The sequence below is a fragment of the Stenotrophomonas sp. PvP093 genome, from assembly GCF_017876915.1.
Lineage (GTDB): Bacteria > Pseudomonadota > Gammaproteobacteria > Xanthomonadales > Xanthomonadaceae > Stenotrophomonas > Stenotrophomonas muris.
Genome location: NZ_JAGIOX010000004.1, coordinates 4,153,054 through 4,167,224, shown reverse-complemented (window position 1 = coordinate 4,167,224; position 14,171 = coordinate 4,153,054). Strand labels below are relative to the sequence as shown.

The 14,171-nt window shown below is 66.6% G+C and carries 8 protein-coding genes; 4 read left to right on the top strand and 4 right to left on the bottom strand.

What is annotated here, in order from left to right:
* Positions 1-189: 189 nt before the first annotated feature.
* Positions 190-2,829: a TonB-dependent receptor gene (locus J3A72_RS22055; protein WP_075077202.1), complete on the top strand. Its 2,640-nt coding sequence runs from the start codon at positions 190-192 to the stop codon at positions 2,827-2,829.
* A gap of 74 nt (positions 2,830-2,903) precedes the next feature.
* A complete protein-coding gene (locus tag J3A72_RS22050; RefSeq protein WP_075077203.1) occupies positions 2,904-5,498 on the top strand; it encodes a M14 family zinc carboxypeptidase in 2,595 nt (864 codons plus the stop codon).
* Positions 5,499-6,053: 555 nt separating this feature from the next.
* Here the strand turns inward: J3A72_RS22050 and J3A72_RS22045 are convergent.
* Complete coding sequence (locus J3A72_RS22045) at positions 6,054-7,475, bottom strand: DEAD/DEAH box helicase (protein ID WP_075077204.1); 1,422 nt, start codon at positions 7,473-7,475, stop codon at positions 6,054-6,056.
* A gap of 911 nt (positions 7,476-8,386) precedes the next feature.
* Between J3A72_RS22045 and J3A72_RS22040 the strand changes: the two genes are divergently transcribed.
* Both J3A72_RS22040 and maiA read left to right on the top strand, forming a co-directional pair.
* Positions 8,387-9,376, top strand: coding sequence for a fumarylacetoacetate hydrolase family protein (locus J3A72_RS22040; protein ID WP_049442134.1), 990 nt, complete (start codon positions 8,387-8,389; stop codon positions 9,374-9,376).
* A gap of 14 nt (positions 9,377-9,390) precedes the next feature.
* A complete protein-coding gene (gene maiA, locus J3A72_RS22035) occupies positions 9,391-10,059 on the top strand; it encodes a maleylacetoacetate isomerase (protein WP_075076748.1) in 669 nt (222 codons plus the stop codon).
* A 44-nt stretch (positions 10,060-10,103) separates the two neighbouring features.
* On the opposite strand, the gene J3A72_RS22030 is transcribed toward maiA, so the two are convergent.
* From J3A72_RS22030 to J3A72_RS22020, 3 genes are all read right to left on the bottom strand, one after another.
* A complete protein-coding gene (locus J3A72_RS22030) occupies positions 10,104-11,564 on the bottom strand; it encodes a UdgX family uracil-DNA binding protein (protein ID WP_075076747.1) in 1,461 nt (486 codons plus the stop codon).
* Positions 11,545-12,828 carry a putative DNA modification/repair radical SAM protein gene (locus J3A72_RS22025; protein ID WP_032957890.1) on the bottom strand — a complete coding sequence of 428 codons (1,284 nt, stop codon included), beginning with the start codon at positions 12,826-12,828 and terminating at the stop codon, positions 11,545-11,547. Before J3A72_RS22025 ends, J3A72_RS22030 begins: the two co-directional genes overlap by 20 nt.
* Positions 12,829-12,959: 131 nt before the next feature.
* The gene (locus tag J3A72_RS22020; protein WP_014645840.1) at positions 12,960-14,087 is read right to left on the bottom strand and encodes a PilT/PilU family type 4a pilus ATPase; all 1,128 of its coding nucleotides are present in this window, start codon (positions 14,085-14,087) and stop codon (positions 12,960-12,962) included.
* Between the last annotated feature and the right edge of the window lie 84 nt (positions 14,088-14,171).

The following is a 14,171-nucleotide window of genomic DNA, read 5'->3' as shown; positions in this document are numbered from 1 at the left end:
GCAATTGTACGCCGCAGGTGGCCGGCCATCCTGAGCGGATGCCGGGCTTTCGTGAAGTAACTCTTTCCATCCGGATGAAGAGATGATAGTTTCTCTTATATCCGTATGAAGAGATGTTATTGGCCGGACCCGGGCCAGGCATGGACTACTGCGGAACTTCATCGCCCTTACCACCTCCCCCACATCGTCATGCCCAAGCACACCCTGCTCGTGGCGGCCCTGGCCGTCGCTCTGGCCGCGCCTTTGTCTGCCGCCGCCGAAACCTCCGCCTACGCCAGTGGCGAAGCCAGCACCCTGGCCGCCGTGCGTGTCACCGGTTCCAACATCAAGCGCACCGATACCGAGGCCTCCAACCCGGTGCAGGTGATCGGCCGCCAGCAGCTGGAACAGACCGGCAAGGCCACCGTGGCAGATGTGCTGCGTTCGATCTCGGCCAACACCGGCAACGCCAGCAACGAAACCACCAACAACGGCTGGGCCTCCGGCTCGGCCGGCATCGGTCTGCGCGGCCTGTCGCAGAAGAACACGCTGGTGCTGCTCAACGGCCGCCGCCTGGCCAACTACGGCTTCCCGGCCGGTGGCCTGTCCGATACGTTCGTTGATCTCAACGCGCTGCCGCTGGTCGCGGTCGAGCGCATCGAAGTGCTCAAGGACGGCGCCTCGGCGGTGTACGGTTCCGACGCCGTGGCCGGCGTGGTCAACATCATCACCCGGCAGAACTTCGAAGGCGCCGAGATCGGCGGCAGCTTCGGCGGTGCCGACCAGGGCGGCCTGCACGAGCAGAACCTGAAGTTCGTCGGCGGCCTTGGTGATCTCGACACCGATGGCTACAACATCCTCTTCAGCCTGCAGGGTTACAACCGCGAACGCCTGGACCAGGACGAACGCAACCTGACCAGGAGCGGCATCTACACCGACAAGCCCGGTGGCCGCTGGAACGGCTGGTCGGCCAAGGGCGCGCGCTACCTGGTCAACGGCGTGTCGGTGCCGATGCTCGACGCCAACGGCAACTGCCCGGTCGGTACCACCCGCGTCGCCAGCGCGCCGATCGACGGCCTGGCCGGCGACACCTGCGGCTTCAACCAGGCCCCGTTCACCACGCTGATCCCCTCGACCAAGCGCTACCAGGCCTATGCCAACGGTACCTTCCGCCTGAACGACAACGTCGAAGCCTTCGGCGAAGTGCTGTACAGCCAGATCAAGAGTGCCGCATGGTTCGGCAGCAGCCCGTTCTTCACCCTGGAGAGCGGCCGCTTCGCATTGAACGCAAACAGTGGCCTGGCCGAACCGGTGTCGTCGCTGCTGCCGGCCAACAATCCGTACAACCCGTACGGCCGTGCGGTCCCGATCGAATACACCTTCTTCGACCTCGGCGGCACGATCAAGACCAACCGTTCCACCGCCTATCGCGGCGTGTTCGGCCTGCGTGGCACCACTGCGAACTGGGACTGGGAAGTGGCTGCATTCGGCGCACGCAGCAGCGAGCGTGAGAGCGTGTCCGGCGGCTTCGCCAATCGCTGGGCGCTGGCCGATGCGCTGGCCACCGGCAGCTACAACCTGCTGAATCCGGCGGCCACGCCGCTGTCGGTACGTGATTCGATCAACATCGCCACGCTGCGTCCGGCCGAGTCCAAGCTGCAGGGCGTCGACGCCAAGATTTCCGGCAGCCTGGGCCACACCTGGGCTGGCGAGATCGGCTTCGCCGCCGGTGCCGAGTGGCGCCGCGAGAAGCTCGATTCCAACAACCCGTGGCAGATCGATGCCGGCCTGCAGGTGCGCCCGGCCATCGCCGAAGTACATGGCCAGCGCCAGGTCAGTGCCGCCTACGCCGAAGTGAACGTGCCGCTGGCCTCGACCCTGGAACTGTCCGCCGCCGCGCGTGCCGATCACTACGATGATTTCGGCGATGCGTTCTCGCCGAAGATCGGCCTGCGCTGGCAGCCGCTCGATTTCCTGCTGGTGCGTGCCTCGGCGTCGAAGGGCTTCCGTGCACCGTCGCTGTCGGAGAACTCCAACAGCACCAGCATCGCCTACGGCAGCGTGGCCGACCCGCGTGATCCGGACGTGCCGGGCTCGCGCCAGAATCCGACCTTCTTCACCGTTGGCAACAACGCACTGAAGCCCGAGCGCACCAAGAGCGTGAACTTCGGCGTGGTGCTGTCGCCATGGGCCAACACCAACCTGAGCGTGGACTACTACCGCATCCAGCTGGACAACCTGGTCGGCACCAACAACACCCAGACCCTGGTCAACGACAACGTGGCCGGCGCCGTGCAGCGCGACGAGCGCGGCAAGCTGCAGGCCGTCTACAACCGCTACCAGAACCTGAGCGAGCTGAAGACATCAGGCATCGACGTCGAGCTGCGCCAGCGCATCCCGACCGCTGCGCTCGGCGACTTCACCGTGTCCTCCGCCTACACCCACGTGCGCGACTACCGTCGCCCGACCGTGGTCGGCGGCCCGCTGGTCGACTACGCCGGCAGCAACCTCGGCGCGACCCTGCCCAAGGACAAGGCCACCACCACCCTGGACTGGAAATACGGCGACTTCAACGCCGCGGTGACCTGGTACTACACCAGCAGCTACCGCCAGGAGGCCAGCACCGCCGCCAAGGCCGTGCAGCAGCGCGTCGGCAGCTACAGCCAGTACGACCTGTACCTGGCCTACACCGGCATCGACAAGCTGACGGTGTACGCCAAGGTGCAGAACCTGGCCGACAAGACGCCGCCGTACGATGCCTCGTTCCCGGGCATCCGCGCGCCGTACGACTTCAGCCAGTACGACCTGCGCGGCCGCTACTTCACGCTGGGCTTCGATTACCGCTTCTGATCCATCCGCCGCGGCCGGTCACCTGAGGGGACCGGCCGCGCGATCGTCTGCCGTTGTGTTCCAGGGGAGTCACCGTGTCCTTGCATCGCCGTGCCGTTCTTCCGTTGCTGCTTGCCGCCGCCACCGCCCTGTCCTCGCCGCAGCCGGCGCGGGCACAGAGCGCGTACTTCTTTCCGCAGGTCACCGACGCAGCGGCGTTCGATGCAGCGGTGCCGACGCCGGAGCAGTTCCTCGGCTACCCGATCGGCAGCCGTTACACCCGGCACGACCAGCTGGTGGCGTACTTCCAGGAACTGGCCCGGCGCTCGGACAGGATCAGCGTGCGCGAGATCGGCCGCAGCTATGAGGGCCGCCCGCTGTTGATCGCCACTGTCACTGCCGCAGGCAACCACGCGCGGTTGGAACAGATCCGCCAGCAGCACGCGACCCTGGCCGATCCGGCGCAGCCGCGCAGTGCGGCGGGCGACAGCCCGGTGGTGGTGTGGCTGGGATACAGCGTGCATGGCAACGAGACCTCCAGTGCCGAGGCGGCGATGCTGACGGCTTACTACCTGGTGGCCAACCGCAGCGCCGAAACCCAGCAGTGGCTGCAGCAGGCGGTGGTGCTGTTCGACCCGGCGCAGAATCCGGACGGTCGCGATCGTGCCGCCAACTGGCACAACGCGTGGGCCTCCGATCCGGCCTCGGCCGACCCGGCCGACAAGGAGCACGTCGAACCGTTCCCGCAAGGGCGCACCAACCACTACTTCACCGATCTCAACCGCGACTGGCTGGCGCTGACCCAGCAGGACTCGCGGCCGAAGGTGGAGGTGTTCCACCAGTGGTACCCGAACGTGCAGATCGACTTCCACGAAATGGGCAAGGACAGCACCTACTACTTCGAGCCCTCGCCGAAGAGCATGCACAGTCCGCTGATTCCCGCGGCGTCGTACGAATTCAACAAGACCCTGGCCAGGTACCACGCGCAGGCGCTGGATGCGCTGGGCTCGCTGTACTACACCGGCGAGAACTTCGACAACTTCTCGCCGGTATACGGCTCGACCTACCCGGACTTCCATGGTGCCGTCGGCGTGACCGTCGAACAGGCCAGCTCGCGCGGCCGCGTGCAGGAATCGGTGAATGGCCTGCTGACGTTCCCGTTCACCATCCGCAACCAGGTCGCCACCGGGCTGGGCACGGTGCGTGGCGCAGTGACCGAGCGCAGCGGCCTGTTCGACCTGCAGAAGCAGTTCTTCCAGAGCGCGCTGAAGCAGGCCGCAGAGCAGCCGGTGAAGAGCTTCGTGTTCGGTGATGCGCATGATCCGGCACTGACCCGCCGCCTGCTGGAACTGTTGCTGCTGCATCGCATCGACGTGCGCGCGCTGGATCGTGCCGTCACGGTCGATGGCCAGCGCTTCGATGCCGGCAGCGCCTACGTTGTGCCGGTCCAACAGGCGCAGTTCCGCCTGGTGCATTCGATCTTTGCCGAGACGCCGCCGATCAAGGGTGATGTGTTCTACGGCAGCACCAGCTATGCAATCGCACCGGCCTACGGCGTGGCCTTCGCCGGTAGCCGCAGCCGTATCGAAGGCGGTGCACGCGTGACCGCGCTGCCGGCGGCGCAGGGCGCGGTGCTGGGCAGCCAGGCCGGATTTGCCTACGCGATCGACTGGCGCGACTACAACGCCGGGCGCGCGCTGGCTGCACTGCAGGGCAAGGGCGTGAGCGCACGTGCGGCATTCCAGCCGTTCACCACCGCGACCGCGCAGGGCGAGGTCAGCTTCGCCGCCGGCAGCCTGGTGATTCCGGTGGCCGGGCAATCGCTGCAGGGCGCAGCGCTGCTTGAGGCAGTGACGTCGGCCGCGCGCGAGGCGGGTGTGCAGGTGCACGCATTGCCCAGCGGCCGCAGCCGCGAAGGCATCGACCTCGGCAGTGACGGCGTCAAGGCGCTGCGCAAACCCACGGTCGCGCTGGTGATGGGCGAGGGCGTGGCCGCCACCGAGATCGGTTCGGCGTGGTTCCTGCTCGACCAGCAGCTGCACCTGCCTGCCAGCAAGCTGGACCCGCAGCAGCTGGGCAAGGTGCCGCTGGACCGCTACACCACGATCGTGCTGTCCGGCGGCACCTACACCGGCATCGATGCCACGGCGGTGGCCGCACTGAAGCGCTGGGTGCAGGCCGGAGGTTCACTGGTGACCTACGGCAGCGCCTCGAAGTGGGCGATCGAACAGAAGCTGGCCGACGGCGAGAAGCTCGGCAAGGAAGAAGAGACTGCCGACGAGAGCCGCCGTGCGTTCGGCGACCAGCGCGACATCGCCGCGATCGAGCGGGTCAGCGGCAACATCCTCAGTGCCGACGTGGATACCAGCCATCCGTTGGCGTTCGGCGTGCCGCGCCGGCAACTGGCGATCAACAAGGAAAACACGGTGACGCTGCAGCCGAGTGCGAACCCGTTCTCGACGGTGGTACGCATCGACGCGCCGCCGCGTGTGAACGGTTACTTGTCCGAGCGCAACCGCACGCGGGTGGCGGGCAGCGCGTGGCTGCTGGTGTCGGCGCAGGGGCAGGGTAACGTGGTGCTGTTCGCCGATGATCCGGCGCATCGCAAGTACTGGCATGGCACGGACCGGCTGCTGATCAACGCGATCTTCTTCGGGAATCTGGTAAATCCGGCGAAAGCGCGGGGTTGAGGTGTTTGGCGCCGAGTTTCTGTTGTGCTTGGGAGGCAGGGGGCCTCAGCCAGGACACGCCGTAAACCCATCCATGGGGGCTCGATGGCGCCATCCTTGGCGCCAACGGTCCTGGCTGAGTCCCCCTGCCTCCCATGACAGTTTCCTGCGGGCGCGGACGCGTCAGACCCCAAGGCGGGAGCGAGGGCAAATACAAAAGCAAAAGCAAAAGCAAAGGCAGGAATTGCGACTTCGGCTTTTGCCTTTGAATTTGAATTTGAACTTGAATTTGATCTTTCTTCTCCCGGCTACCCGGCGGGACAAGAAGGCGCAGGCAATGCTTGAAGCGGATGGGCATGGGGACAGCGCAGAACCGTTGGCGCCATGGATGGCGCCATCGAGCTCACATGGACGTATTTACAGCGTGTTCTGCGCTGCCCCCATGTCCATCCGCCCTCGGTACTGCCACCGCGTGCTTTATCACCCGGTAGCCAGCAACAAAAAAAGGACGGCGCGTCAGCGCCGTCCCTCGATAGCCCCCCGCGCAGCGGGAAGCGCCATCCATGTCAGCTGGGATCAGCCGGCGCGACCGCCGCCATTGCCACCGTGGCCGCGGCCACGGCCGCCACCATTGCCGCCACCGCCACGACGCTGGCCCTGACCCGCGCCCGCACCGGCACGCTGCTGGCCATTGCCACCGCCCTCGCGGCGGCCACCACCGGCCTTCTTCGGGCCGGCATGCGCATGGCGCGGCGCATCGCCGTGCGGACGGCGTGCGTGGCTCTTGCGCGGCGCGCGCTCACCGGTATCGTGCTCCGCCTTGCCCGGCGCACTGTTGCCCCAGCGGATCGGCGTCTGCAGCTCGAAGCCCGGCACATCGCGGATGTCCATGTCGCGGCCCAGCAGGCGCACGATCGCGCGCAGCAGCTTCACTTCATCCTGCGCCACCAGCGAAATCGCCTGGCCGGTCGCGCCGTTGCGGCCGGTGCGGCCGATGCGGTGCACGTAGTCCTCGGCCACCATCGGCAGGTCGAAGTTGATCACCTTCGGCAGCTCGTTGATGTCGATGCCGCGCGCGGCGATGTCGGTGGCCACCAGCACGGTCACGCGGCCGGCCTTGAAGTCACCCAGCGCACGCAGGCGCTGGCCCTGGCTCTTGTTGCCGTGGATCGCCGCGGTCTTGATGCCCGACTTTTCCAGGAAGGTGGCCAGCTTGTCGCTGCCATGCTTGGTGCGGGCGAACACCAGGGTCTGCTCGCGGCTGTCCTGCGCCAGCAGGTGCAGCAGCAGGTCGCGCTTGCGACCGGCATCGACCGGGTGTACGCGGTGGGTGATGGTTTCGGCCACGGTGTTCTTCGGCGTCACCTGGATCTGTTCCGGGTTGCGCATGAACTCCAGCGCCAGCTGGCGGATGTTGTCCTCGAAGGTGGCCGAGAACAGCAGGGTCTGCCGGTTCTGCTTCGGCAGCTTGGCCAGGATGCGCTTGATCGACGGCAGGAAGCCCATGTCGAGCATGCGGTCGGCTTCGTCCAGGATCAGCACTTCAATGCCGGACAGGTCGACGCTGCGACGCTCAAGGTGGTCGATCAGGCGGCCCGGGCAGGCCACCAGCAGGTCCACGCCACGGCGCAGGATGTCCAGCTGGTTGCCCATGCCGACGCCGCCGTAGATGCAGGCGCTGGGGATGCGCAGGTACTTGCTGTAGCCACGCAGGCTGTCATGCACCTGGGTGGCCAGCTCGCGGGTCGGGGCAAGGATCAGCGCGCGCGGCTTGCGCGGGCCGGCACGTACCTCCTGCGAGGCGGTGCCCAGGTGCTGCAGCAGCGGCAGGCCGAACGCGGCGGTCTTGCCGGTGCCGGTCTGTGCGCCGGCCAGCAGGTCGCGACCGGCCAGCGCCAGCGGGATCGCCTGCTGCTGGATCGGGGTCGGGTTTTCGTAGCCCTGCTCGGCGAGCGCGCGCAGCAGGAAGGGCGCCAGGCCCAGCGATTCAAAAGACATTGAGTTTGCTCCAAGTACAAGAAACGCCTGTCCGAGCGGACAGACGGGGGCAGATCAAACTGATCGGCTGACTCGGAGCGTTCCCGTGAACCGCGCTGCGAGAATTGGGTGCAGCCGGCACGAAGCGCAGGCTGGAATGCGTGACGAACGGCGTCGGAGTGGGGGCGGGCGAAGAGGGCGGACCCTGGTCGCCGGCGATCCCGGAGGGAAACGGACGGCCGCTGCAGACCCTGCAAGTCTAAACGATGTTCGAGACTTCGCGCAAAAAGGCCTGTTCAGGTAGGGGGTGTCTGCAGGGCTTGCAGCCCTGCACCCGCGGAGGCCAGAGCCACGTCAACGTCAAAAGCTGGCTTCCTGAGGGTTGGCGGGGTGGGTCCGGTTGAGGGGGGCGCCGTAAACCCATCCATGGGGGCTTGGTCGCGGCATCCATGCCGCTCACACCCCCTCAACCGGACCCACCCCGCCTTCGACAGTTTGCTGCGGTCTGTCGGAAATGCTCTTGGGGCCAGATCCGTTTTCCGGAGGAAAACGGATCTGGCCCCGGAATTTCATTCGATATCTGACAGATGTGCCGACCAACGGTCGGCACCCACCAACAGCCGCCGCGGGGGATCTGTCGGGGGTGGGGCGGTGTGGGCGGGCAGGACCGTTGGCGCCATGGATGGCGCCATCGAGCCCCCATGGACGGGTTTACGGCGTGTCCTGCCCACCCACACCGCCCCGCCCAACCAGTAGAAAGCCAGAGCCGCTTTTGACGTTGCCGTTGCTGTTGCATTGAGCAGGTGCAGGGCAGCAAGCCCTGCCGAACCCCCCACTACGGTAGGGTGGGCCGATGCCGCGCTGCAGCTTGGCGTCGCCGCAGATTTGATTACACTTGAAACTTGTTTGCCCACGACTCCGGACACCCACCCATGAAGCTTGGTTCTTTGAAGGAAGGCGGCCGCGACGGCACCCTGATCGTCGTCTCGCGTGACCTGCGCCACGGCGTGCGCGCCACCGGCATTGCCGCCACCCTGCAGCAGGCCCTGGAGGACTGGAGCCACATCGCACCGCGCCTGAACGCCCTGTACGAATCGCTCAATGCCGGCGATGCCGATGGCGTGTTCGACCTCGACCCGCAGGCACTGGCCGCGCCGATGCCGCGCGCCTATGAGTTCGTCGATGGCAGCGCCTACCTGCCGCACGTCGAGCGCGTGCGCCGTGCCCGTGGCGCCGAGGTGCCGGACAGCTTCTACACCGACCCGCTGATGTACCAGGCCACCAGCGCCGGCTTCTACGGCCCGCGCGATGCGGTCAAGGTGGTCAGCGAGGACTACGGCATCGACCTGGAAGCGGAGATCGTGGTGATCACCGACGACGTGCCGATGGCGGCGACCCCGGAACAGGCAGCCGGTCATATCCAGTTGGTCGGCCTGGTCAACGATGTCTCGCTGCGCAACCTGATCCCGGGCGAGCTGGCCAAGGGTTTCGGCTTCCTGCAGTCCAAGCCGCGCTCGGCGCTGTCGCCGGTGTTCGTCACCCCTGACGAGCTGGGTGCCGCGTGGCAGGACAGCAAGGTGCACCTGCCGCTGCTGACCCACATCAACGGCCAGTGGTTCGGTGCGCCGGAAGCGGGCGTGGACATGCAGTTCAATTTCGCCCAGCTGGTTTCGCATGCGGCCAAGACCCGTCCGCTGGTCGCCGGCACCATCGTCGGCTCGGGCACCATCGCCAACGAGGACACCAGCAAGGGTGCGTCGTGCTTCGCCGAGCAGCGCGTGGTCGAAACCCTGCGCGACGGCAAGCCGAGCACGCCGTTCATGTCGTTCGGCGACGTGGTCCGCATCGAGATGCTCGATGCCGCCGGTAACAGCATCTTCGGTGCGATCGAGCAGCGCATCGAACAGGCGGCCAGGCCCTGAGCATGGAGGCGGCCATGGAGATCCCGGTCGACGACGGCATCGTGCTGTACACCTACTGGCGATCCAGCGCCGCCTACCGCGTGCGCATCGGTCTGGAGCTGAAGGGCCTGGCCTGGGAGGCCCGGCCGGTGCATCTGGTGCGCGACGGTGGCGAGCAGCACCGGGATGCCTATCGGGCGCTCAACCCGCAGCAGCAGGTGCCAACCCTGCTGCATGAGGGGCATGTGCTGACCCAGTCGCTGGCGATCCTCGAATACCTGGACGAGCGCTTTCCGCAGGTACCGCTGCTGCCGGCCGACGCCGCTGGCCGCGCGCGGGTGCGCGCGCTGGCCCAGCTGGTAGCCTGCGACATCCACCCGATCAACAATCTGCGGGTGATGCAGTACCTGGAACGCAGTCTGCAGATGCCGGCCGATGCACGCACGCAGTGGACGCTGCACTGGATCGCCGAGGGCTTTGCGGCGATGGAAGCGCTGTTGGCCAACAGCCGTGACACCGGCGCCTTCTGCCACGGTGACCGTCCCGGCCTGGCCGATATCTGCCTGCTGCCGCAGCTGTACAACGCCCACCGCTTCGGCCTGGACCTGGCGCCGTACCCGACCCTGCGCCGCATCGAAGCGGCCTGCCAGGCAGTGGATGCCTTCGACCGCGCACGCCCGGAAAACCAGCCCGACGCCGCCTGAAAAAAAGGGGACGGAGGGGATTAAGTCGTATATGCACTTACGACTTAATCCCCTCCGTCCCCTTTCTGCCGCAAACGGGCCAGGTCATCGCGGAACACCCGGTAGGCTTCCTCGCGGCGCGCATCGTCGGTCTGCCGCAACACCCATGCCGGGTGCACCGTGGCGTAGCCGCGCGTGCCGTCCTCGAGGGTGTGCCAGCGTCCGCGGTCGCGCGAGAGGTCGAAACCACGACCGAATACCGAGGCTGCGGCTGTCGCGCCCAGGCACACGATCACCTGGGGTCGCACGCGTGCGATCTCACCCATCAGCCAGGGGCGGCAGGCCTGGATGTGGCGGCTTTCCGGCCGCTTGTGCAGCCGCACCTTGCCGCGCCGCTCATGGTGGAAGTGCTTCACCGCGTTGGTGAGGTACAGCTGGGCGCGATCGATTCCCAGTTCCGCCAGTGCGCGGTCCAGCACCTGGCCGGCAGGTCCTGCGAACGGCTGCCCGCGCAGATCCTCGGTATCACCGGGCTGCTCGCCGATCACCATCACCCGCGCATCGGCAGGCCCCTGCCCGAACACGGTCTGCGTGGCCTGCTCCCATAGCGGGCACTGGCGGCAGGCACTGGCCTGTCCGCGCAGATTGTCCAGGTTGCTGGCATCGGCTGCCGGCGTCGCAGCGTTCGCACGCGGGGGAATCCTGCGTTGCGGTGCCTGTGCCGGCCGGTCATGCATTTCCTGCACGCGGTCGGCCGCGTCGCGCACCAGGCGTGGCAGCAACTGTGCTTCAGGCAGGTGGCGCCAGTACTTTGCCGGCATCTCCTGCATCATCATCCGTGTGTTGAGCCGCGCCGGATTGAAGATGCTGGCGTAGTAGGTCTGCCACAGCGACTCGCGTGCATCCTCGGCCGGGGCATCTTCGCGCCGTGCACCGGGGCCGAAGGCAAGCGCCTGCCCATCCCAGGCGACGCTGCGCGAAGGGGTCAGGATCGCCCAGCGCATGCCGGTGAAGCGGCGCGCGAAGAACGGCGCGACCCGGTCGACGATGTGGTGCTGCGGCTCGAACCAGGCGATGAACGCATCAGGCTGGCCAGGTACCTCGCGGAAGCGCACGAATGCCTTCATCTTGTGCGTGTCACGGCGGACGGCCTGGGCGAGGGCTGTCGCGCGCAGGACATCGGCGTCGGCGGGGTTGCCCAGCACTGATCGCTCGCCATGGGCGATGCGCCACAGCAGGCGATACAGCACGGCCAGGCGCTGGGGATCGCGATGGCACAGGCAGGTGGCCGCCAGCTCCAGGAAGTCACGTGGAACGTTGGGTGCACCGGCCTCGGCAAGCACCGGCGCCTGCTGCACGGCCGGCGCATCCAGCAGTGACGTGTCACTCCCTTCCAGCCAGTCCAGCTGCGGCGGGGCAACGCCGCGCAGCAACGCTTCGCGCGCAGCATCGCGCCAGGCCTGCAGCGACCACGGCGGATCCACCCGCAGCGACCACCGCTGCGCGTCAGGACGCAGACGGGGCATCGAAAAGCGAACCCTGGCGCGGCGGCGGGGCCAGCTGCGCGCGCAGCGCCGCCGGATCATCCAGTGCTTTGCGCGGGTGATGGTCGGCCAGCAGCACGAACGGCAGCAGCTTGCTCATCGGTGCCTTCAGGCGCGCGATGTCGGCCACGCGCAGCCGCCCGTGGCGGCGTGCCATCAGCACGCGCTTGACGTTGCGCACGCCAAGGCCGGGCACGCGCAGCAGCATTTCTTTCGGTGCCCGGTTCAGATCGACCGGAAAGCGCTCGGGATGGCGGATCGCCCAGGCCATCTTGGGGTCGATATCCAGGTCGAGCATGCCGTCCTGGGTGGTATCGGTAATCTCCTCCACACCGTAACCGTAGAAGCGCAGCAGCCAGTCTGCCTGGTAAAGGCGATGTTCGCGCTGCAGCGGTGGCGGCTGCAGTGGCAGCTGCCGGCTGGCGTCCGGAATCGGGCTGAACGCGGAGTAGTAGACCCGGCGCATGCGGTAGTTGCCGTACAGACTGTCGGCGCTGGCCAGGATCTGCTGGTCGTTTGCCCCGTCCGCGCCGACGATCATCTGGGTGCTCTGCCCGGCCGGTGCGAAACGGGGAGGGCGCGGGCGAGCGCTGCGGCTGGCCGTCGGCGCCACCGCTGCGGGGGACTTGCGAGCCTCCTTGGCTTCCTCGATGCGCCAGCGCAGTTCGCCCATCGCGCCACGGATCGAATGCACCGTCTTCTCCGGTGCCAAGGCGCTCAGGCCGGCTTCGGTCGGCAGTTCCACGTTGATGGACAGGCGGTCCGCATAGCGCCCGGCACTGGCCAGCAGTTCCGGCGAGGCCTCGGGAATGGTCTTGAGGTGGATGTAGCCGGCGTAGCGGTGTTCTTCGCGCAGCTGCCGGGCCACTTCCACCATCTGCTCCATGGTGTAGTCCGCATTGCGGATGATGCCGCTGGACAGGAACAGGCCCTCGATGTAGTTGCGCTTGTAGAAGTCCAGGGTGAGCGTGACCACCTCGTCCACGCTGAAGCGCGCGCGGGCCACGTTGCTGGAGACCCGGTTCACGCAATAGGCGCAGTCGTAAATGCAGAAGTTGGTCAGCAGGATCTTCAGCAATGAAACGCAGCGGCCGTCGGGCGTGTAGCTGTGGCAGATGCCCATGCCCTCGGTACTGCCGATACCGCCACTGGCGCGCGAATCGCGTTTGCCCGAGCCGCTGGAGGCGCAGGACGCGTCGTATTTGGCGGCGTCGGCCAGAATGGCCAGCTTGCGGATGGTTTCCATTGAGGAAACCTACGGATGAGGGGTCTCATTGGATGAGACCGCCCATGAACGCTTCAGAAAAAAGGGGACGGAGGGGATTAAGTCGCAAATGCACTTACGACTTAATCCCCTCCGTCCCCTTTTTCGTGGGGTCAGAAGCCGTGGGTGATGCTGGGTGCGCCGGCCGAGAAATCGGCGTACGGGTCGTGCTCGCCGCTGCTGCCTTCGGACAAACGGAACTTCAGGGCCAGGCCATCGCGCGAGTCGGCCGCGCGCAGCGCTTCCTCCTGCTCGATGATGCCCGCCTTGGCCAGCCGGAACAGGCACTGGTCGAAGCTCTCCATGCCTTCTTCCAGCGAGCCTTCCATCGCCGCCTTGATCTCGTGCACCTGGCCGCGACGCAACAGGTCGCGGATCATCGGCGTATTGATCAGCACCTCGGTGGCCGGCAGGCGACGGCCCTCCTTGTTCTTCACCAGGCGCTGGCTGATCACCGCACGCAGGTTCAGCGCCAGGTTCATCAGCACGTTCTTGTGCGCGCTTTCCGGGAAGAAGTTGAGGATGCGCTCGATGGTCTGGTCGGCGTTGTTGGAGTGCAGGGTGGCCAGGCACAGGTGCCCGGTCTCGGCGAAGGCGATCGCCGCCTCCATCGTTTCCGCATCCAGGATTTCGCCGATCAGGATCACGTCCGGCGCTTCACGCATCGCGTTCTTCAGCGCGTTGTGGAAGGCGTGGGTGTCCAGGCCGACCTCGCGCTGGTTGACGATCGACATCTTGTGCTTGTGCAGGTACTCGATCGGATCCTCGATGGTGAGGATGTGACCGGTGGTGGTGCTGTTGCGGTGGTCGATCATCGACGCCAGCGAGGTGGACTTGCCGGAACCGGTGGACCCCACCACCAGCACCAGCCCGCGCGGGGTCATGATGACGTCCTTCAGCACCTGCGGCAGGTTCAGCTCCTCGATGCTCGGGATACGGCTGCGGATGGCGCGGATGACCATCCCGACCTCGCCCCGCTGCTTGAACACGTTGACGCGGAAGCGCCCGGCATCGGGCAGGGCGATGGCCATGTTGAGCTCCAGCTCGCGCTCGAACTGCGGCACCTGGCCTTCGTCCATCAGCGAGTAGGCGATTTTCTTGACCATGCCCGGCGGCAGGCCGGTGTTGCCCAGCGGATAGAGCTTCCCCTCGATCTTGATGTAGACCGGTGCCCCGGTGGTCAGAAACATGTCCGAAGCGTTCTTTTCGGTCATCAGCTTCAGGAAGTAGCCGATATCCATTGCGAATTTTCCCCAACGAAACGGCCGACGCCCGTTGCCAGCACGGTGTCGGCTTGACGACAATGGCCGTGAACCGACAACCGG